Source organism: Pseudomonas sp. TMP9 (assembly GCF_037943105.1).
Taxonomy (GTDB): Bacteria; Pseudomonadota; Gammaproteobacteria; order Pseudomonadales; family Pseudomonadaceae; genus Aquipseudomonas.
In genome coordinates this window covers 3,013,162-3,032,629 of sequence record NZ_CP149803.1, presented here as the reverse complement: position 1 = coordinate 3,032,629, position 19,468 = coordinate 3,013,162, and the positions used below count along the sequence as shown (strand labels likewise).

The window sequence follows — 19,468 nt, the reverse complement described above, 5'->3', positions numbered from 1 at the left end:
CGTATGCGTGGTTTGGTGATTATCCGACTTTGCAGTGAATAAGCAGTCATCAGGCTTTAAGTTCAGGGATCAGGTTTGCAGCATGCCGGTGCGGCACGTTAGGGTAAAAAGGCCATTCAACTAAATTGGAGAAAGGTTTGTCCCTGAAAATCGCTATTCTTGGGGCCGGCCCCAGCGGGCTCGCACAACTTCGATCTTTTGTTTCCGTTCAGCTTGCCGCGCATGAAGCAATGCCTGAAATCGTCTGTTTCGAGAAGCAGAGTGACCTCGGCGGTATGTGGAATTACACCTGGCGCACCGGCCTGGATAAACACGGTGAGCCGGTGCACGGCAGCATGTACCGTTACCTGTGGTCCAACGGGCCCAAGGAATGTCTGGAATTTGCCGACTACTCCTTCGATGAGCACTTTGGTCGCGCCATCCCCTCCTACCCGCCGCGTGAAGTGCTGAAGAACTACGTGATGGGGCGCATTGAGCGCAACGATGTGCGCCAGCACATCCGCTTTGAAACAGCCGTGCGTTGGGTCAGCTTCGATGAACAGACGCAACGCTTCAGCGTCACGGTCATGGACCACGTAACCGACCAGCTTTGCACCGAAGAATTCGATTTCGTGGTGGTCGCCACTGGGCACTTCTCCACACCGAACGTGCCATATTTCCCGGGCGTCGAGCGTTTTCCTGGGCGGGTGCTGCATGCTCACGACTTCCGCGATGCGCTGGAGTTCAAGGACAAAGACTTGCTGCTGGTCGGCAGCAGTTATTCGGCTGAAGACATTGGCACCCAATGCCACAAATACGGTGCAAAGTCGGTGACATTCAGCTACCGCTCCAGGCCGATGGGTTACGACTGGCCCGCCGGCATTACTGAAGTGCCGCTGCTGGAGCGCCTTGATGGCAACGTGGCGCATTTTAATGACGGCAGCAGCAAAGCAGTGGATGCGATCATTCTCTGCACCGGCTACCAGCACAGCTTCCCCTTCTTGCCGGACGACTTGCGCCTGCAAACCCATAACCGGCTGTACCCGCAGAGCCTGTACAAGGGCATCTTCTGGGAGGGCAACCCACGGTTGATCTACCTCGGTATGCAGGACCAGTACTTCACCTTCAACATGTTCGACGCCCAAGCCTGGTATGCCCGCGACGTGATGCTGGGGCGAATTCCTTTGCCGGATGCACCGGCGATGCAGGCGGACATGCAGGCGTGGTTGGGCCGCGAAGAAGCCTTGAAAAACGCCAGCGCGGAAATCGACTTCCAAGCCGCTTATGTGCGCGATTTGTTGCAGCCGACCGACTACCCCGAGTTTGCTGTCGAGGCCCAAGGCGAGTTGTTCAAGCGCTGGAAGCAGGACAAAAAGGCCGACATCATGGGCTACCGCAACCACTGCTACACCTCGACCGTCACCGGGACTGCCGCCCCCGAATTACCAGCCCCGTGGCTGGAAATTCTCGATGATTCGCTGGAGCACTTCCTCAGCCACGACTATGCGGTTGTGGCAGAAACACCTAAGAGGGATGTAGCCAGCTGATTAGTGCTTAAACCAGCCTGTGTTTGGCGCCAAGTTGGGCGGCTTGTGCTGCAATTTTTGAGCGGCCACTCATTGTTTGCACAGGTCGGTAATGACGATACTCGCCGTGGTGCGGCGTTGAGTAAGTGCGCAGCTTTCGCGCCGCCGGCCAAGTTGGCCGACCTGAGGCGGTCTGGTCGGCAGTAGGGGCGATTGCACGCTGAGGGAAGCGGAGCTAACGAGAAATTCACGCGAATAAACATGCAAATTACTATTGATTGAGAATAGTTATCGAATAGAATCGCCACTCTTTTAAATAAGGGTGATTCTCATGCGCAAGTGTGACAAAGGTATGGGCGGTCTGTGGCAGCGTCGTTTGTTGGGCCGTGCTATTGCGTCCGCCAGCCTGCTACTCGTTTCGGCACAGCCACTTATCGCGGCTGAAAAGGACAGTATTACGCTGGAGCCCATGCAGGTCGTGCAGGAGCGTAATGCCTATGGTGTCCAAAAGACTCGTACGGCTACCAAGACTGATACGCTGCTGCGCAATGTGCCGCAGGCCATCAGTGTGGTGACTGACGAGCAGATTCGTGATCAGTCCATGCAGGGCATGGCCGATGTGGTGCGCTACGTGCCGGGTGTGCAAATGGCACAGGGGGAGGGCCATCGTGATGCGCCTATCCTGCGCGGCAATGCCACCACTGCGGATTTCTTTGTCGACGGTATGCGCGATGACGTGCAGTACTTTCGTGACCTGTACAACGTCGAGCGGGTGGAGGTGCTGAAAGGCCCGAATGGTATGGTTTTCGGCCGCGGCGGCAGTGGTGGTCTGATTAATCGGGTAACCAAGCAGGCCAACTGGACCGCTGGCCATGAACTCGGGCTTACCTATGGCTCTTGGGATAATCGGCGGATTACGGGCGACGTCAATCAGGCTGTTAATGATCGTCTAGCGTTGCGCCTGACTGCGCTGTTCGAAGACTCCAACAGTTACCGTGATTACGGGCAGTTGGAACGCTGGGCGATTAACCCGACGGCCAGCTTTGCACTGAATGAGTCGACCATGATCGAAGTCGGTTACGAGCACTTTGAGGATGACCGTACCGTCGATCGTGGCATCCCATCATTCACCCAGGCGGGTCGCAGCCTTGGTAAGCCTCTGAAGGTCAACGAGTCCCAGTACTTCGGTAGCCCGGACGAAAGTTTCTCTACTGTCGAAGTGGATGCGTTGAACGCTCGCATTACCCATGACTTTGGCAATGGCATGCAGCTGACCAACCAGACCCGCTATGCGGACTACTCAAAGTTCTATCAAAACGTCTATGCATCGGGCGCTTACAACGCGACCACCAATCGGGTGCAGTTGGGCGCTTACAACAACGCGACGGATCGCAAGAACCTGATCAACCAGACGGACCTGACCATTATCGGTCAAGCGTTGGGCTTCGAGCACACCTTACTGGTTGGCGCAGAGTTGAGCCGGCAGGTGACGGAGAATTTCCGCGAAACGGGTTACTTCAATGCGGCTGGTACGCAGAAAAATACGTTTGTGACGCTGCAGGACAGCCTCTATCGAGGGCCGGTGGTCTTCAATCACAGCGCCAGCGATGCTGAAAATGAGAGCGTCGCCAACAACAGCGCGTTGTACCTGCAAGATCAGATTGAACTTAACTCGCAGTGGGAGCTGTTGCTTGGTGTGCGGTACGACAATTTCCGGGTCGATCTTGATGACTATAAAGGCGGCGTACACAGCAAGCTGTCCAGCTCGGATGATTTGTTTTCACCCCGCGCCGGGTTGATCTACAAGCCGCTGGATAATCTGTCTTTCTATACTAGCTACTCCATTGCCTACGTGCCGCGCTCAGGTGAGCAGCTTTCTTCGCTGACTGCCAGCACCCGCTCGCTGGAACCTGAGGAGTTTACCAACCGCGAGATCGGCGCCAAATGGGACATTAACCCGCGTTTGGCGGCGACAGTGGCTGTGTACAACCTGGAGCGTAGCAACGTCGCCACCACTGACCCGAGCGACCCGACACGCTCGATTCTGGTTGATGGGCAGCGCGTGCGCGGGCTGGAGTTAGGCCTCACAGGCAACCTGACCGATGCCTGGAAGGTGACAGGCGGCTACGCCTATCAAGACAGTGAGCTGCAGACGCCAGGCTTGGAGGGCAACGAAATCGCTCAAGTGCCGCGCGATTCTTTCTCGCTTTGGAACCGCTATGACTTTAACCCGCAGTGGGGTCTTGGTCTGGGCGTTGTCCATCAGAGCGACGTGTTCGCTGCGTCAGATAACAAGGTGGTACTGCCAAGCTTTACCCGTGTCGATGCGGCGGTTTACTACACTGTCAGCCCGCAGTTGCGCCTGCAGTTGAACGTGGAAAACCTGCTTAACGAAGCGTATTACGCCTCGGCGCATAACAACAACAACATTACACCGGGCTCGCCGCTGGCCTTTGGCTTGAGTGCCAATGTGTCTTTCTGACTAGGTACGCGGCGGCTTAGTCGCCGCCCTCAGTAGCAATATGGCCGCAAACCGCCCAATTGGGCGGTTTTCTGCTGTTTGTCGTATCAATCTGCGGCTCAATTCTGAGCGTTGTAAATGATTCAAGGTGATGGGCAACCCCTAAAAATCGTCGCCCCGCTACCCCTGCCTGGTATCTGTCGCGTGTTAAAGAAAATCCTGTTCCAGCTGCATTGGTTGTTCGGCATCACTGCCGGTTTGGTGTTGGCCCTGATGGGCGTGACGGGTGCGGCCTACTCGTTCCAAGACGAGCTGATACATGCGCTTAACCCGCAGATGTTTCAGCGCGAGGTGGGCGACAGCCCAGCACTGTCGCCTGTGCAGCTGGTGCCAATGCTTGCGGCGGCGGGCCAGCAGGCGGTGATTGGTTTGTCGCTGGATGGACAAGGCGAACGCGTTGGTCGGGTGTTCTTTGCGCCTAAGCCAGGCGAGCGTCGCGGCCCTTCGCGTTACTTCGATGCCCGCAGTGCTGAGCTGCTGAGTGAGCCGCGCGGGCAGGGCTTCTTCGATTTAATGCTGAAACTGCACCGCTTTCTCGCCATGGGTGAATACGGCAAGCAGGTCACAGCGGCCAGCACCCTGATGTTGCTGTTTATGTGCCTGTCGGGGCTGTACCTGCGCTGGCCGCGGCAGGTCAGCAGTTGGCGTGCCTGGTTGACGCTGGACTGGGCGCGCAAAGGCCGTAGCTTCAATTGGGATCTGCACGCAGTGGCCGGCACCTGGTGCCTGGCGCTGTATTTACTGGCTGCGCTGACGGGCTTGTATTGGTCCTACGACTGGTACCGCGAAGGGGCCACGGCGCTGCTCAGCGCTGAGACGCATGGTCAGCAGCGTGGTGCAAAGGGCGGCCCGCCGCCTGTTGGGGCTTTGCCTGTGGTTAATCTGCCGGTGGTATGGACGGCGTTCCAGCATGAGGCCGGTGCTCAGCTGACTTATAGCCTGCGCCTGCCGACAGCGGCTGGTCAGCCGGTCATGGTGTCCTATTTGCCCATTGGCGCGGCGCATGAGCGCGCGTTCAATCAGCTGGAGCTCGATCCTTTAAGCGGTGCGCCGGGCCGGCATAAACGCTACGAACAACAGGCATTTGGCGACCAATTGCTAAGCAGCGTGTATGCCTTGCATGTGGGCAGCTACTTCGGCCTGACCGGACGCATCCTGATGTTTATGGCCAGCCTGGCGATGCCGCTGTTCGCCATTACCGGTTGGTTGTTGTACCTCGACCGTCGGCGCAAAAAGCGCGCGATGCTGCAAGCGCGCGGCGCCGTGCAGCCGAGCGTCGAACACGCGGGCAGCTGGTTGATCGGGTTTGCCAGCCAAAGTGGTTTTGCCGAGCGGTTAGCGTGGCAAACAGCTGGGCAACTGCAGAGCGTCGGGCTGACGGTGAGCGTGCAGCCTTTAGCCACACTCACTGAGCCGATGTTGCGCCAAGCGCATCACGCGCTGTTTGTCGTCAGCACCTTTGGCGAGGGCGACGCCCCCGACAGTGCGCGTGGCTTTGAGCGCAAACTGCTCGGTCAAACCATGGGTCTTGAGCATTTGCGTTACGCCATGCTCGCCTTGGGTGATCGCCAATATCAGCACTTCTGCGGCTTCGCCCAGCGCGTGCAGGGCTGGTTAACGCAGCAAGGTGCGCAACGCCTGTTTGAGGCCGTGCAGGTGGATGCGGGCGATGCCACAGCGCTGGCCAGTTGGCAGCGTCAGGCTCGGTGAGCTGACTGGCGCTGCGCCACTGCATGCATGCAAAACAGCCTACGGCCGATGGACGCTGACTCGCCGCGAGTTACTCAACCCTGGGAGCCAAGGCGCACCGACCTACTGGCTCGGCCTGCAAGCGCCGCCGGGCAGTGAGTGGGCAGCCGGCGATATTCTCGAGGTGCTGCCGCGTCACACTGATGCTGCGCTGCAGGGCTGGTTGCAGGCGCGTGGATTGGATGGCGCGCAAAGGGTCACGCTTGATGGCGTTGCGCAATCGTTGCAAAAGGCCCTAGCCGGTAAGCAATTACCGGCGTCATCCACAGGCTTGGTTGATCTGCAGGCGCAAGCGTTGCTGGATACGCTGCTGCCACTGGCCGCACGTGAATATTCCATCGCCTCGTTGCCCAGTGACGGTGAACTGCAGTTGATCGTGCGCCAAGAGCGGCATGCCAGCGGCGCGCTGGGTCTGGGTTCCGGCTGGCTGACTGAGGGCGCGATGGTGCACGGCCAACTGCTGGCGCGGGTGCGGCGTAACAGCAGCTTCCATGTGCCGGACGATGACCGCCCGCTGATTCTGATCGGCAATGGTACTGGTTTGGCCGGGCTGCGCAGCCTGCTCAAGGCGCGCATCGCCTTCGGACATAGCGGCAACTGGTTGTTGTTCGGCGAGCGCAATGCGGCCCATGACTTCTACTGCCAAACCGAGCTACAGCATTGGCTGGCCAGTGGCGAGCTTGCGCATCTGGATCTGGCGTTCTCGCGTGATCAGGCGCACAAGGTTTATGTGCAAGACCGTCTGCGTGAGTCTGCCGAACAGCTGCGCGAATGGCTGGCGCGCGGCGCCGCGATCTATGTCTGCGGCAGCTTGGCGGGCATGGCCACAGGCGTTGATACAGTGCTGCGCGAGTTACTTGGCGAGGCTGGCGTTAATACGCTGCAGGAGGCCGGGCGCTATCGTCGTGACGTCTATTAAGCGGCGTCAGGCTTCACGTCGGCGCAATGCGCCACTAAGCTGGTGGGCATGAGAACAATCCTGCTGAACTGCGACATGGGTGAGAGCTTCGGCGTCTGGCGCATGGGTGATGATGCCCATGCCATGCCGCTGGTTGATCAAGCCAGCCTAGCCTGTGGCTTCCATGCCTCGGACCCGCTGACCATGCAACGTACCGTCGCCTTGGCGGTGCAGCATGGCGTGAGTATTGGTGCGCACCCGGCGTACCCCGATTTACAAGGCTTTGGTCGTCGGCATATGGCCTGCTCGCCGGAAGAAGTGACGGCGTTGGTGCTGTATCAGCTGGGTGCGTTGGATGCATTTTGCCGCGCGGCGGGCACCCAGCTGGCCTACGTTAAACCCCATGGCGCGCTGTACAACGATTTGGTCCGCGACGATGGCCTGTTTAATGCGGTGCTCGAAGCCTGCGCCCGTTATCGCAGCGGCTTACCGCTGATGGTGCTGGCGCTGGTCGATAACCGCCGCGAAATGCAACTGGCCGCGGCGGCCGATGTGCCGCTGCTGTTCGAAGCCTTTGCGGACCGCGCTTACCTGGCCGATGGGCAACTGGCGCCTCGGCGTTTGAGCAGCGCGGTGCACCATGATCCGCAGCAGATTTTGCAGCAGGCACTGGCGATTGCGCAGGGTCAGCCATTCGCCGATATCGACTGCAAACCGCTGCAACTGCGTGCCGACAGCCTCTGCGTGCATGGCGATAACGCCGAGTCCTTGGCCGTGCTGCGGCGTCTGCGGGCCGCTCTGGACGGCTTATGATTCGCCTTGAGCCGGCCGGTGCCGAAGCGCTGCTGCTGGTGCTGGCCGAACAGCCAGATGCGCAGCTGCCGCAGCGTATCGCCCTGCTGGCTGAGCGTATCCGTGCTGAGTTGGGCGAGGTGCTCACTGATTTGGTGCCGGGCTGGACCAGCCTGCTGCTGCACTATGACCTGCTGCGCACTGACCATCTGCAGTTGGCTGAGCGCGTCAAACCCATCCTGGAGCGCTGGTTGGCAGAACCTTATGTGGTTGAGGCTGGACGGCTGCACGAGCTGCCTATTTGGTATGGCGGGGAAGACCTAGGCGCAGTCGCTCAACTGTGCCGATTGAGCATTGCCCAAGTGATCGAGTTGCACACAGCGGTTGAGTACCGTGTCGGCGCGATTGGTTTTGCCCCAGGCTTTGCTTATCTGGCTGAGCTGGACGCACGCTTAGCGTTGCCGCGTCGCGCCAGCCCACGCACTGCTGTGCCCGCCGGCAGCCTGGCAATCGCCGAGCGGCAGACAGCCATCTACCCGCAGCGCTCACCTGGTGGCTGGCACCTGATCGGCAGTTGCCCTTGGCCATTATTTGATGTGACGCACAGCCCGCCGTGCCCGCTGGCGCTGGGTGATCGTGTGCGCTTTCGCTCGATTACTGAACACGATTTTATCCAAGAAGGGGGCCTGCTGTGAGCGGTCTGCGGGTCATCAAACCGGGGCCGCAGAGCGTGTTACAGGATGGCGGGCGGCGCGGTTGGCAGCATCTTGGCGTATCACCGGCTGGGCCGCTGGATGGGCACGCGGCCGCCTGGGCCAATCATTTGCTGAACAACGCCTGGGGTACGCCGCTGCTGGAAATCGCCTTGGGCGATGTCGAACTACAGGCTGAGGTCGATACCTGGGTGGCGGTCTGTGGCGCGCAGATGCCACTGAGTGTGGATGATCAGCCGCAGTCACTGTGGACGCGCCTGCCGTTGCGCAAAGGTCAGCACCTGCGTCTGGGTTTTGCCCGCAGTGGTCAGCGCGCCTACCTGGCCGTAGCCGGTGGTTTTTGCGCAGAGCCGGTACTGGGCAGCGTGAGCGTGCAGTTACGCGAAGGCTTTGGGCGAGCGTTACAGGTTGGCGATTGGTTGGCGTGCCGCTCAGCGCACTTCAGCCATCGCGCCAGCGCGCCTTGGCCATACCTCGGCCATTACAGCGGCACGCCGCTGCTGCGGGTGATTACCGGCGGCGATGCGGCGGAGTTTGCTGAGGACCAACTGCAACGTTTTTTTGCCCAGAGCTGGCGGCTCAGCCCGCTCTCCGACCGCATGGGCGCGCGCCTGTTGGGTGAGCCGTTACAACCGCCTGCGCGGCAATGGTCGCTGGGCGTGGCGCGTGGTGCGATTCAGGTGCCAGCGGACGGTCAGCCGATTATCCTTCAAGCCGATCACCAGACCATGGGCGGTTACCCGTTGCTGGGTTGGCTGCATCCGCTCGATCAGGGCCGCCTGGCACAATGTCCGGCGCACCACCCGCTGCGCTTCACCCCAATCAGCATCAGCGATGCGCAGGCCGAATTGCGTGAGTTTTACCGATTCTTTGGCCGTTAACAGCCTGCTTAAAGACTGTGTAGCAGACGGCCATGCGTTTATGGGTAAGTCATTTAGGCGCGGCCCACTATCCAGTAGCCCGGATAAGCGCAGCGCCATCCGGGGGCTGCTTGAGCCCGTAAACCCGGATTGCGCCAGGGCTTATCCGGGCTACGAGTGACTGTTTCCAGTCGCGTGGGGTGGGAAGTGCTCGGGTCGTTAAAGCGTCTTGGCCATCCGGCTGGCCAGCAACGCCCAGGAAAAAAGCAGCAGACAGATGATCAGCATGGGCCAGCCGCGCCAGTACAGGTAGGGCGTCAGGCCTTGCATCGGCTGCACTTGGCCATACAGCACGCCTTGTTCGAACTGCGGCAGTTGTTCGGTAATCCGCCCTTGCGGGTCGATCAGCGCGGTGACGCCGTTATTGGTGGCGCGAATCATCCAGCGCCCGGCTTCCAGGGCGCGCATCTGCGCCATCTGCAGGTGCTGCAGCGGGCCAATAGAACGGCCAAACCAAGTGTCGTTGCTGATAGTCAGGAGCAGATCGCTTTGCGCGGCCAAGCCTGCGGCGAACTCCGGATACACCACTTCGTAGCAAATAAACGCGGCAATTGAATAGCCCTTGGCCTGCAGCAGGCTTTGCTCGGCGGAGCCGCGGGCAAAGTCGGACATCGGCAAATCGAAGAAGGCGATCAACCCGCGCAGCAGCTCTTGCATCGGCACGTACTCACCGAAGGGCACCAGCTTTTGCTTGAGGTAATCGCCGCTACCCTGGCCGACCACGCTGATGCCGTTGTAATAGCGCTGCTCGCCGCGCTCGTTGCTCTGGCGAATCGGCACGCCGGTAATCAGCGCCGCATTACGCTCGTTGGCGAAACGATTGATCATGCCCAAGTAGCCTTGGGCGCGGTCCTTGAGTACCGGCACGGCGGTTTCCGGCCAGATGATCAGGTCTGTCGGTTTGGCGCTGAAGGTCATGTCACGGTACAGCGCGAGCTGGGCGTTGAGCTGCTCGGGGTCCCACTTCATGTTCTGTTCGATATTGCCTTGCATGGCTGACACGCTAAGCGGCTCGCCCAGCGGCTGCGTCCAGGCGTGACCCTTGAGGGCGAGCCCTGCAACCCATGGTGCGCAAAGCAGAGCCACGCCGATGGCGAGAAATGCCGTGCGCGTGCGCAGTTGCGCAAGGTTAACCAGCAATGCCGCGCTCAAGGCCAAGGTAAAGGAAAGCAGCCAGACGCCGCCCAGCGGTGCCAGCCCCGCCAGCGGCCCGCCTAATTGGCTGTAACCAGCATACAGCCAGGGGAAACCGGTGAGAAACCAGCTACGGAAAGCCTCTTGCGCCAGCCATAGCGCCGCAAAGGCCAACGCATCGGCCAGCGGTGCTTCAACCCGGCGCAGCCAGCGCGCCCACAGCCATGCGCTAAGGGCGAACAGCAGACCGAGGCCGCCGACAAACAGCAGGGTGAGAAAGACCGCCAGTGGCGGTGAGGCCGCGCCGTAATCGTGGATGCTTACATACACCCAGCTGGTGCCAGCGGCGAACAGGCCAAAGCCATAACTCCAGCCGCGCAACGCTGCTTGGCGTGGCGTCAGGTCGCGCAAACCTAGGTAGAACAGGGCGATGGAGAGAATGGCCAGCGGCCACAAATCGTAAGGTGCCAACGCCAGAGGGGTGATGGCGCCCGCAAACAGCGCCGTCAGGTTGCCGGGCCAGCCAGGTCGGGTTATCCAGTGCATTGCATGCAGGTCCTTGGATGAGGTGACGCAAGGGTAGAGCGCACGGGAGGGCATGTGAAGACGCTGGCGATCGTTTCGCACCGATCGCCAGCAGCGGCATCAACCAGCCAAAGGCGCTAGCTGCGCTCCAGTGGGCTCAAGCGCAGCAGATGGATGCGGCGGCTGTCTGCGTTGAGCACGCGGAAGCGAAATTCACCGATCTCGGTCACTTCGTTACGCTTGGGCAAATGGCCAAACGCACTCATCACCAGGCCGCCGACGGTGTCGAACTCATCATCGGAGAAGGAAGTGTCGAAGGTTTCATTGAAGCTGTCGATCGGTGTCAGTGCTTTGACCAAGAAGTCGCCTGAAGGCAACGGCTTGACGTAGCTGTCTTCCTCAACATCGTGCTCGTCTTCAATGTCACCGACGATCTGCTCCAGCACATCCTCGATGGTCACTAAACCTGCAACGCCGCCGTATTCATCGATAACCACGGCCATGTGGTTATGGTTGGCGCGGAACTCGCGCAACAACACGTTAAGGCGCTTGGACTCAGGCACAAAGGTGGCCGGGCGGAGCAGGTCTTTAATGTTGAAGTTGGGCTGTTCGCCCGAGAGGATCAGGGGCAGCAGGTCTTTGGCCAGAAGAATGCCGACCACATCATCCAAACTTTCACCGACCACGGGATAACGCGAGTGCGCCGCTTCGATGATCGAAGGCAAAAATTCCTTGGGCGTCTGGTTGGCCTTGATGCTAATCATCTGCGAGCGCGGCACCATAATGTCGCGAACCTGCAGATCGGCGACCTGAATGGCGCCTTCGACGATGGCCAGTGCTTCGCTGTCGAGCAGCTTGTTCTGGTGCGCTTCGCGCAGCACTTCCAGCAATTCCTTACGGTTTTTCGGCTCATGAGCAAACGCCTGGGTCAGTCGGTTAAACCAGGATGTTTGCTCGTTGCTCGATCGGTCTTCGCTCATGGTGGTTACTCAGGAACCTTTTGTGTGGAATGTGGAATGTGGGGTTCAGCTTCATCAGCGTATGGGTCGGGGTGGCCCAACTCTGCCAGCAATTGTCGTTCCAGCGTTTCCATCTCTTGCGCTTCTGCATCGTCGATGTGGTCGAAACCGAGCAAGTGCAGGCAGCCGTGGATCACCAGATGCGCCCAGTGGGCTTCGAGGCGTTTGCCTTGCTCCAGCGCTTCACGCTCGACCACTGGCACGCAGATGACCAAGTCACCGAGCAGCGGGATATCCAGCAACGGAATGCCGTCCAACTCATCGGGCAGGTCAGCAGGAAAGGAGAGTACGTTGGTCGCGTAATCTTTGTGCCGCCAGGTGTGATTCAGCTCGCGGCCTTCAGCGTCGTCCACTAGGCGGATGGTCAGCTCGGAATCGGCGCTGCGCTGGCGCAAGCCCAAGGCGCACCATTGCTGAAACTGTTCAAGGGTCGGGTGTTGGCCGGCGGTGGCGATTTGCAGGTCGAGCTCAATCATGGCGCTGCGCCTTGGCGTCAAACGGCGCTTGGCTGGCCTCGAAACGCTCGTAGGCCTCGACGATGCGCTGCACCAGCGGGTGACGCACCACGTCCTTAGGCTTGAAGTGGGTAAAGCTAATGCCTGGCACGTCACGCAATACCTCGATCACGTGGGTCAGGCCGCTCTTGGTGCCGCGCGGCAGGTCAACTTGGGTGATGTCGCCGGTGATCACCGCGGTGGAGCCAAAGCCGATGCGGGTGAGGAACATCTTCATCTGCTCAAGCGTGGTGTTCTGGCTTTCGTCGAGGATGATAAAGCTGTTACTCAGCGTGCGGCCGCGCATGTAGGCCAGCGGCGCGACTTCGATCACTTGCTTCTCAATCAGCTTGGCCACCTGCTCGACGCCGAGCATTTCATAAAGCGCGTCGTACAGCGGGCGCAGGTAGGGGTCGATCTTTTGCGACAGGTCGCCGGGTAGGAAGCCCAGTTTCTCACCGGCTTCAACCGCCGGGCGCACCAGCAGGATGCGGCGGATCTGCTCGCGTTCTAGCGCATCCACCGCGCAGGCCACGGCTAAATACGTCTTGCCGGTGCCAGCGGGGCCAATGCCGAAGTTGATGTCATGATCGAGAATGGCTTTGACGTAGCGCTGCTGATTGGCACCGCGTGGGCGAATCATGCCTTTACGGGTGCGCAGGGCGATGCTGGGTTCAGCGATCGGCTGGCTCAGCGCTTCGATCCCGGATTCCTGCAGAAACAGGTGGACCATGTCGGGCGACAATTCAGTGGTTTCGGTTTCGCGGTAAAGGCGACGCAGCAGTTGCTCGGCGGCGTGGGTCTGATCGGCGCTACCGACCAGCTCGAATTGGTTGCTGCGGTTGCGCAACTCGATGCCCAGGCGCGCTTCAATTAGGCGCAAATGCTCATCAAATTGGCCGCACAGGTTAGCGAAGCGGCGAGCCTCGAAGGGTTCAAGGATAAAGCGAAGTGGTTCTATGGGTGCGTTCAAGGTGGTTTGATGGCCGCCAGTCGGCTGGGGTAATGGAACGAAGAATAACGCTCGCGGCCGCAAGGGGGAAGCTCGGGCCGCTCGTCTTTTTTACAGGGTGATGGTCTCGCCTACTAGGGTGCCACGCAGCGAGTTAGGCATGGCTTGGTCGATATGCACATCGACAAATTGACCGATCAAGCGCGGGTTGTCACTGCGGAAGTTAACCACGCGATTGCTCTCGGTGCGGCCTTGGAGCATGCCGGGGTCTTTTTTCGAGTAATCGCTGACCAAAATGCGCTGCACAGTACCGGCCATACGTCGGCTGTTTTCGGCGCCTTGCTGGGTAACACGGTGCTGCAACAACGCCAGGCGCTGTTTCTTCAGCTCCAGTGGGGTGTCGTCGGACAAGTCAGCCGCTGGTGTGCCGGGGCGCGGGCTGTAGACAAAGGAGTAGCAAAAATCGAAACCGATATCCTCGACTAGCTTCATGGTCTGCTCGAAGTCTTTCTCGGTTTCGCCGGGGAAGCCAATGATGAAGTCGGAGCTGATCAGAATATCCGGCACGGCGGCGCGCAGTTTGCGAATGCGCGATTTGTATTCCAGCGCAGTGTGGTTACGCTTCATCGCCGCAAGAATACGGTCGGAACCTGATTGCACCGGCAAGTGCAGGTATTTCACCAGCTCAGGGATGTCGGCGTGTGCCTGGATCAATGCATCGGAGAATTCCAGCGGATGGCTGGTGCTGTAGCGAATACGGTCGATGCCGTCGATGGCGGCCACGGCATACAGCAGTTCGGCAAAGTCAGCGATCTCGCCGTTATGGGTGGCGCCGCGATAGCCGTTAACGTTCTGCCCAAGCAGGGTAACCTCACGCACGCCGTGTTCGGCTAGGTGCATGATCTCGCTGAGCACGTCGGCCATTGGTCGGCTGACTTCCTCGCCACGGGTGTAGGGCACCACGCAAAAGGTGCAGTACTTGCTGCAGCCTTCCATCACCGACACATAGGCGCTGGGGCCATCGACACGGGGTTCGGGCAGGCGGTCGAATTTTTCGATCTCGGGGAAGCTGATGTCCACTTGAGCGACTTTGGTGCTGCGCGCGGCGTCGATCATTTCCGGCAGGCGATGCAGGGTTTGTGGACCGAACACCACGTCCACGTAGGGCGCGCGACCTAGAATCGCTGCGCCTTCCTGGCTGGCCACGCAGCCACCGACGCCGATCACCAAGTCCGGGTTGGCGAGCTTCAGCTCGCGCCAGCGGCCCAGTTGCGAGAACACTTTGTCTTGGGCTCTTTCGCGGATAGAACAGGTGTTGAGCAGGATGATGTCGGCATCGTCCGCTTTTTGGGTGATTTCCAGGGCTTGATGTTCGCCCAGCAGGTCAACCATGCGCGAGCTGTCGTACTCGTTCATCTGGCAGCCGTGGGTTTCGATATAAAGCTTTGTGGTCATGCGCGCTCAACAAGGGTGGTTCGACGAACCGCGCATTATAGAGGTGCAAGGCTCGGCTTCCTAGCATTGGCTGCTCGGTGGCTATGCTATGATCCGCGCCCTTTCGATCAACCAGCCGGTACGAACTGCATAACCATGAGCAAGCGCGAACCCATCTACAAGGTGATTTTCCTCAACCAGGGTCAGGTGTACGAGATGTACGCCAAGCAGATCTTTCAAAGCGATCTGTGGGGCTTTCTGGAGGTCGAAGAATTCGTTTTCGGTGAGCGCACCCAGGTGGTCGTCGACCCCAGCGAAGAAAAGCTCAAGGCGCAGTTCGACGGTGTGGTGCGCAGCTTTATCCCGATGAATGCGATTGTCCGCATCGACGAAGTCGAGCGCCTGGGCACACCGAAGATCAGCGAAGCCAAGGGCGGCGGCAATGTAATGCCGTTCCCCATGCCGATGCCGGATAAGTAAGCAGTCGACATACGATCTGCTGCGCGTCGGCCCTGCTGCGTTAAAACAGCTGAGCTTTGCTCGCGATGTTTCACGTCAAGCCGTTTGACTAAGGCAGCGGTGCGAAGGGAGACGACAGGGTGTCGGTGTTTTGCAGCTCTAGCAGGTAGTTGCGGAAGATCTGCCCGAGCACTTGGCTGGCGGTTTCCAGTTGGTCGCGGGGCATTTGTGCAGCGATCAGGTCGGCGCTGTCCATGGCCTCATCCGAGCCATTGACGGCGGCCATTTTCAGCACGATATAAGCCTGCACCGCATTGGCCGGCACACCTTCTCCGCGAAAAAACATCATGCCTAAGCGGTATTGTGACTGTGCATGGCCTTGCAGTGAGGCTTGCTCGAACCATTTCAGTGCTTGGTTAAGGTCGCGCTCTACACGCTTGCCGTCGTAATAGAACTCACCCAGCTCAAACTCAGCTTGCAGGTCGCCACTAAGGGCGGCTTGTTGGCAGGCATCGAGTGCGGCGGGCAGTTCTTCAGCCGCGGTATTGAGTGAGCAGCTGCCAAGCGCGGGGATCAGCAAAGAGTTGCCGCTCGCGATAGCGAGCAGTGGCAGCAAGAGCAACAGGCAGCCCAGGGACAGGGTGCGGCCGGTGCGTTTCATGAAAATCCATTTACCTCGGGATGCAAAACAGGTGTTCCACCTGGCGGCCGTAACGCGGCAGCCGTCACATTATGAAATAAGCCGCCGCCTTCTTACAAAGTCTTTACCGGGTTTTCTTCGAGGCGTCTGAGTTTAGCGCTGCCGGGCAGGCTCAGTAACAGCCAAGCCAGCAGTGGATAGGCCGGTGTCAGCAGCGCATGGAACAGGTCAATACGCCGCAGCGGGCCAATAAAGCCCTCGGTGCCCACGACTAAACCGGCGAGCAAAAACAGCCCAACCACCGCACTGGCAACAAGCAGGTTCGCACGCCTGGGCCATTGCACGGCACCGGCATAAAGAATTAGCAGCAGCGTCGCTAAATTCAGCAGCAAACGGTAATCGTCAAGATGGTTCATCTGCCGGAACAGTTCAAAAAAAGCGCACAGCCCCAGCAGGATGCGCCCCCAGTTCGGTCGGCTCCATTGCCAGCCGCGGCCCAGGGCCAGTGCTGCCGCACCTAGTAAGGGCAGGCCGAGAAAGCTGCTGGCTTGGCTTAGCCACAGGTGCGCCGTTTGCGCGTCGGGATCGAAACCGAAGCGTATGACCCCGACGGTGGCGGCTGCTGCCGGCAGCAGAAAACCCAGCAGGGCGCAAAATAAAGCCGGCTGATCCGCCTCGCCATAGTGCTTGCGCGCTCTGCCGATGGCGATCACACAGGCCAAGCAGGCCAGCGCCAACAGGCCATCGGACAGCGCAGTGCTGTACTGCATCAGGCTTTTTTCAGCTCAGCAAAGGCGCGTTCGGCCGCGTCCAGGGTGATGTTCAGCTCGGCATCGCCATGGGTGATGGAGGTGAAGCCTGCCTCGTAGGCGCTAGGCGCTAAGTACACGCCGCCGTCCAGCATCAGGTGGAAGAAGCGCTTGAACCGCTCGACATCGCTGGTCATCACATCGGCAAAAGTGACGATGCTGTCAGCCGCGCTGAAATACAGGCCAAACATGCCGCCCGCTTGGGTGGTTACGAATGGGATGCCGGCAGCATCGGCACGCTCTTTGAGGCCCTGCAGCATACGCTGGGTGAAGTCGGTGAGTTCGGCGTGGAATCCAGGACGCTGGATCAAACGTAATGTCGCCAAGCCTGCCGCCATGGCCAGCGGGTTGCCCGACAGCGTGCCAGCCTGGTAGACCGGGCCAAGCGGGGCGATGCAATGCATGATCTCGCGTTTGCCGCCGAAGCAGCCGACGGGCATGCCGCCGCCGATAATTTTGCCGAAGGTAGTCAGGTCCGGGGTCACGCCATACAGCGCCTGAGCGCCGCCGAGCGCGACACGGAAACCGGTCATCACTTCGTCGAAAATCAGCACCACGCCGTGCTTGTCGCACTGCTCGCGCAGGCCTTGCAGATAGCCCGGCGCGGGCGGTACACAATTCATATTGCCGGCCACCGGCTCAACGATAATGCAGGCCACGCTGTCACCCACTTCACTGAGCATCTGCTCAACAGCGTGGAGGTCGTTGAAGGGCAGCGTCAGGGTGTGTTTGGCGAAGTCGGCCGGCACGCCTGCCGAGCTGGGTACACCCTGGGTCAGCAGGCCGGAGCCAGCTTTAACCAGCAAGCTGTCGGAGTGGCCGTGGTAGCAGCCTTCGAATTTGATGATGTTGTCGCGGCCGGTGTAACCACGGGCCAGGCGAATCGCGCTCATGGTCGCTTCGGTGCCGGAGCTGACCATGCGCACCATTTCCATCGACGGCACCAGGCTGCAGACCAAGTCCGCCATCTCCGTTTCCATAGCGGTCGGCGCGCCATAGGACAAACCGTGTTGCAGTTGGTTGCGCACGGCATCGAGCACTTCAGGATGGCTGTGGCCGAGGATCATCGGGCCCCAAGAGCCGACGTAATCCACATAGCGCTTGTCGTCCTCGTCGGTGACGTAAGCACCTTCAGCATGCTTGAAAAACAGCGGGGTGCCGCCGACGCTTTTGAAGGCGCGCACCGGCGAGTTAACGCCGCCGGGAATGTGCTTTTGCGCGTGACTGAAAAGAACTTCGGAGCGGGACATGGCAGGGCCTCTCAAATGTGCAGATGAGGCGAGCCGAGTCGCCTCTTAAACCGATTAGTTAGGGTTGAACAGGTCGCTAAACGCCCGGGCGCGGCGCTCGACTTCATCCGCCGAGCCTGCGCCGAACAGGCCGTGAACCACGGCGACCATGCTGGCACCGTGCGCAATCAGTGCGGGCGCGTTGTCCAGCGTCACACCGCCGATGGCGACGATGGGCAGGTTGATCCGCGCTTTTGCGGCTTGCAATAATTCAACATTGGCGGCTGGTGCTCCGGGCTTGGTATTGGAGTCAAAAAAGCGCCCGAAGGCGACGTAACTGGCGCCTTCTTTGGCGGCGGTTTCAGCCAATTCAAGCTGGGCATGGCAGGTGCCGCCGATGATGGCGTGGCGGCCGAGGAGGGCGCGGGCCACGGACAGCGAGCCGTCGCTTTGGCCCAAGTGCAGGCCCACACCTAAGCGCGCGGCCAGCTCAGCGTCGTCATTGATGATCAATGCCGCGCCATAGCGGGTGCAACATTCCCGCAGGGCTTCGGCTTCACGCAGGCGGCGCGCCTCATCAATGGATTTGTCGCGGTATTGCAGCAGTTTTACGCCGCCTTTTAGTGCGGCCTCAACGAAGGGCAGTAGCTTGCCGGCCAGCAATTGGCTGTCGGTGATGGCATACAAGCCGCGCAACTTCATCAGCGGTGCTCCGTCAAAACAGGTCTAGGGGCAAGCGACGAGGAATAAACTGGCCGTGGCCAGGCTGTTCAGCATCGCGCAGGGTACGCCAGGTGTAATCGAGGGCGAACTGCACGGCACTGACCAGCTCTTGGCCCAGCGCCAAACGGCCTGCCAGGGTGCTGGCCAAGGTGCAGCCGGAGCCATGGTAGCTGCCGGGCAAGCGTTGGCAGGTAAAGGTGTGGCGGCTGCCATCGCGGCTGTACAGGCGGTTATGCACCTGCTGCTCATCGCCATGACCGCCGGTGATCAGCAGGTGCTGGATATACGGCAGAAGTTTTTCAGCGCATTCATCTGCAGAGCCGTCCGGCAATTCGGCGAGGATGCGTGCTTCCGGCAGGTTTGGGGTGGCGATGGTGGACACGGCGAATAAGCGCTCGCGCATGGCATAGCCGACTTCATCCTTACCCAGCGCGCCGCCACCACCGGCACGCAGCACGGGGTCGCAGACCAGCGGGATACCTGGCAGGCGCTGCATGATCTGCAGCACGGTTTCGACCATTTCCACCGAGCCGAGCATGCCCAGCTTAACGGCCTCCACGGGCATGTCGTTGATCACCGCATTGGCCTGGGCTAACACCCAGTCACGGTCGAGCACGCGAAAGTCAGAAACATTGACGGTGTCTTGCACGGTCAGCGCGGTCACGGTTGGCGCGGCGTGACAGCCTTGGGCGAGCAGGGCTTCAATATCGGCTTGCAAGCCGGCACCACCACTGGGGTCATGACCGGACAGGCACAGCACTACGGGGCGAGAAGTAGGCGTTTTCATGGGCGGCGAGCTTATCATCAAACGTACGGCTGCAGGTCGCAAAAAGGCAGCAAAGCCGGCGTGGCGGACGATCTGTCGCACGTTTTTTATGCCACTGCAGCGCAGGGGTAAAAACCGCTTATTCGTTGAGGTTTTCTCTCAAGCGCTGTCGGGCTGCTGATCATG

General features: G+C 60.0%; 16 protein-coding genes and 1 pseudogene. 7 read left to right on the top strand and 10 right to left on the bottom strand.

Annotated elements, in window-relative coordinates:
- Positions 1-137 precede the first annotated feature (137 nt).
- From WF513_RS14410 to WF513_RS14385, 6 genes and pseudogenes are all read left to right on the top strand, one after another.
- The gene (locus WF513_RS14410; RefSeq protein WP_339080077.1) at positions 138-1,526 is read left to right on the top strand and encodes an NAD(P)/FAD-dependent oxidoreductase; all 1,389 of its coding nucleotides are present in this window, start codon (positions 138-140) and stop codon (positions 1,524-1,526) included.
- A 310-nt stretch (positions 1,527-1,836) separates the two neighbouring features.
- Complete coding sequence (locus WF513_RS14405; RefSeq protein WP_339080076.1) at positions 1,837-3,987, top strand: TonB-dependent siderophore receptor; 2,151 nt, start codon at positions 1,837-1,839, stop codon at positions 3,985-3,987.
- Between the two features lie 183 nt (positions 3,988-4,170).
- Positions 4,171-6,694: pseudogene (locus WF513_RS14400) on the top strand (sulfite reductase flavoprotein subunit alpha).
- A 48-nt stretch (positions 6,695-6,742) separates the two neighbouring features.
- Positions 6,743-7,486 (top strand): 5-oxoprolinase subunit PxpA, encoded by a 744-nt coding sequence (locus WF513_RS14395; RefSeq protein WP_339080075.1) that lies wholly within the window; start codon positions 6,743-6,745, stop codon positions 7,484-7,486.
- A complete protein-coding gene (gene pxpB / locus WF513_RS14390) occupies positions 7,483-8,160 on the top strand; it encodes a 5-oxoprolinase subunit PxpB (protein ID WP_339080074.1) in 678 nt (225 codons plus the stop codon). Before WF513_RS14395 ends, pxpB begins: the two co-directional genes overlap by 4 nt.
- Entirely contained in the window at positions 8,157-9,059 is a 903-nt protein-coding gene (locus WF513_RS14385) for a biotin-dependent carboxyltransferase family protein (RefSeq protein ID WP_339080073.1), read from the top strand. Before pxpB ends, WF513_RS14385 begins: the two co-directional genes overlap by 4 nt.
- Positions 9,060-9,257: 198 nt before the next feature.
- Here the strand turns inward: WF513_RS14385 and lnt are convergent, their stop codons facing one another.
- The 5 genes from lnt to miaB all read right to left on the bottom strand — a co-directional run bounded on the left by lnt (position 9,258) and on the right by miaB (position 14,677).
- Complete coding sequence (gene lnt, locus WF513_RS14380; protein ID WP_339080072.1) at positions 9,258-10,778, bottom strand: apolipoprotein N-acyltransferase; 1,521 nt, start codon at positions 10,776-10,778, stop codon at positions 9,258-9,260.
- 116 nt (positions 10,779-10,894) lie between these two features.
- Positions 10,895-11,737, bottom strand: a complete 843-nt coding sequence (locus tag WF513_RS14375; protein WP_339080071.1) for an HlyC/CorC family transporter — start codon at positions 11,735-11,737, stop codon at positions 10,895-10,897.
- Between the two features lie 5 nt (positions 11,738-11,742).
- Positions 11,743-12,252: an rRNA maturation RNase YbeY gene (gene ybeY / locus WF513_RS14370; protein ID WP_339080070.1), complete on the bottom strand. Its 510-nt coding sequence runs from the start codon at positions 12,250-12,252 to the stop codon at positions 11,743-11,745.
- Complete coding sequence (locus WF513_RS14365; protein WP_339080069.1) at positions 12,245-13,243, bottom strand: PhoH family protein; 999 nt, start codon at positions 13,241-13,243, stop codon at positions 12,245-12,247. Before WF513_RS14365 ends, ybeY begins: the two co-directional genes overlap by 8 nt.
- A 90-nt stretch (positions 13,244-13,333) precedes the next feature.
- Entirely contained in the window at positions 13,334-14,677 is a 1,344-nt protein-coding gene (gene miaB / locus WF513_RS14360; RefSeq protein ID WP_339080068.1) for a tRNA (N6-isopentenyl adenosine(37)-C2)-methylthiotransferase MiaB, read from the bottom strand.
- A gap of 135 nt (positions 14,678-14,812) precedes the next feature.
- Here miaB and WF513_RS14355 point away from each other — a divergent pair, with 135 nt between their 5' ends.
- Complete coding sequence (locus WF513_RS14355) at positions 14,813-15,136, top strand: DUF1820 family protein (protein ID WP_090239972.1); 324 nt, start codon at positions 14,813-14,815, stop codon at positions 15,134-15,136.
- An 88-nt stretch (positions 15,137-15,224) separates the two neighbouring features.
- Here the strand turns inward: WF513_RS14355 and WF513_RS14350 are convergent, their stop codons facing one another.
- From WF513_RS14350 to WF513_RS14330, 5 genes are all read right to left on the bottom strand, one after another.
- Positions 15,225-15,776, bottom strand: a complete 552-nt coding sequence (locus tag WF513_RS14350; protein WP_339080067.1) for a tetratricopeptide repeat protein — start codon at positions 15,774-15,776, stop codon at positions 15,225-15,227.
- 92 nt (positions 15,777-15,868) lie between these two features.
- A complete protein-coding gene (locus WF513_RS14345; protein WP_339080066.1) occupies positions 15,869-16,525 on the bottom strand; it encodes a hypothetical protein in 657 nt (218 codons plus the stop codon).
- Complete coding sequence (gene hemL, locus WF513_RS14340) at positions 16,525-17,814, bottom strand: glutamate-1-semialdehyde 2,1-aminomutase (RefSeq protein WP_339080065.1); 1,290 nt, start codon at positions 17,812-17,814, stop codon at positions 16,525-16,527. Before hemL ends, WF513_RS14345 begins: the two co-directional genes overlap by 1 nt.
- A 54-nt stretch (positions 17,815-17,868) precedes the next feature.
- Positions 17,869-18,495, bottom strand: a complete 627-nt coding sequence (gene thiE / locus WF513_RS14335) for a thiamine phosphate synthase (protein ID WP_339080064.1) — start codon at positions 18,493-18,495, stop codon at positions 17,869-17,871.
- A gap of 13 nt (positions 18,496-18,508) precedes the next feature.
- Positions 18,509-19,303 carry a hydroxymethylpyrimidine/phosphomethylpyrimidine kinase gene (locus WF513_RS14330; protein WP_339080063.1) on the bottom strand — a complete coding sequence of 265 codons (795 nt, stop codon included), beginning with the start codon at positions 19,301-19,303 and terminating at the stop codon, positions 18,509-18,511.
- Between the last annotated feature and the right edge of the window lie 165 nt (positions 19,304-19,468).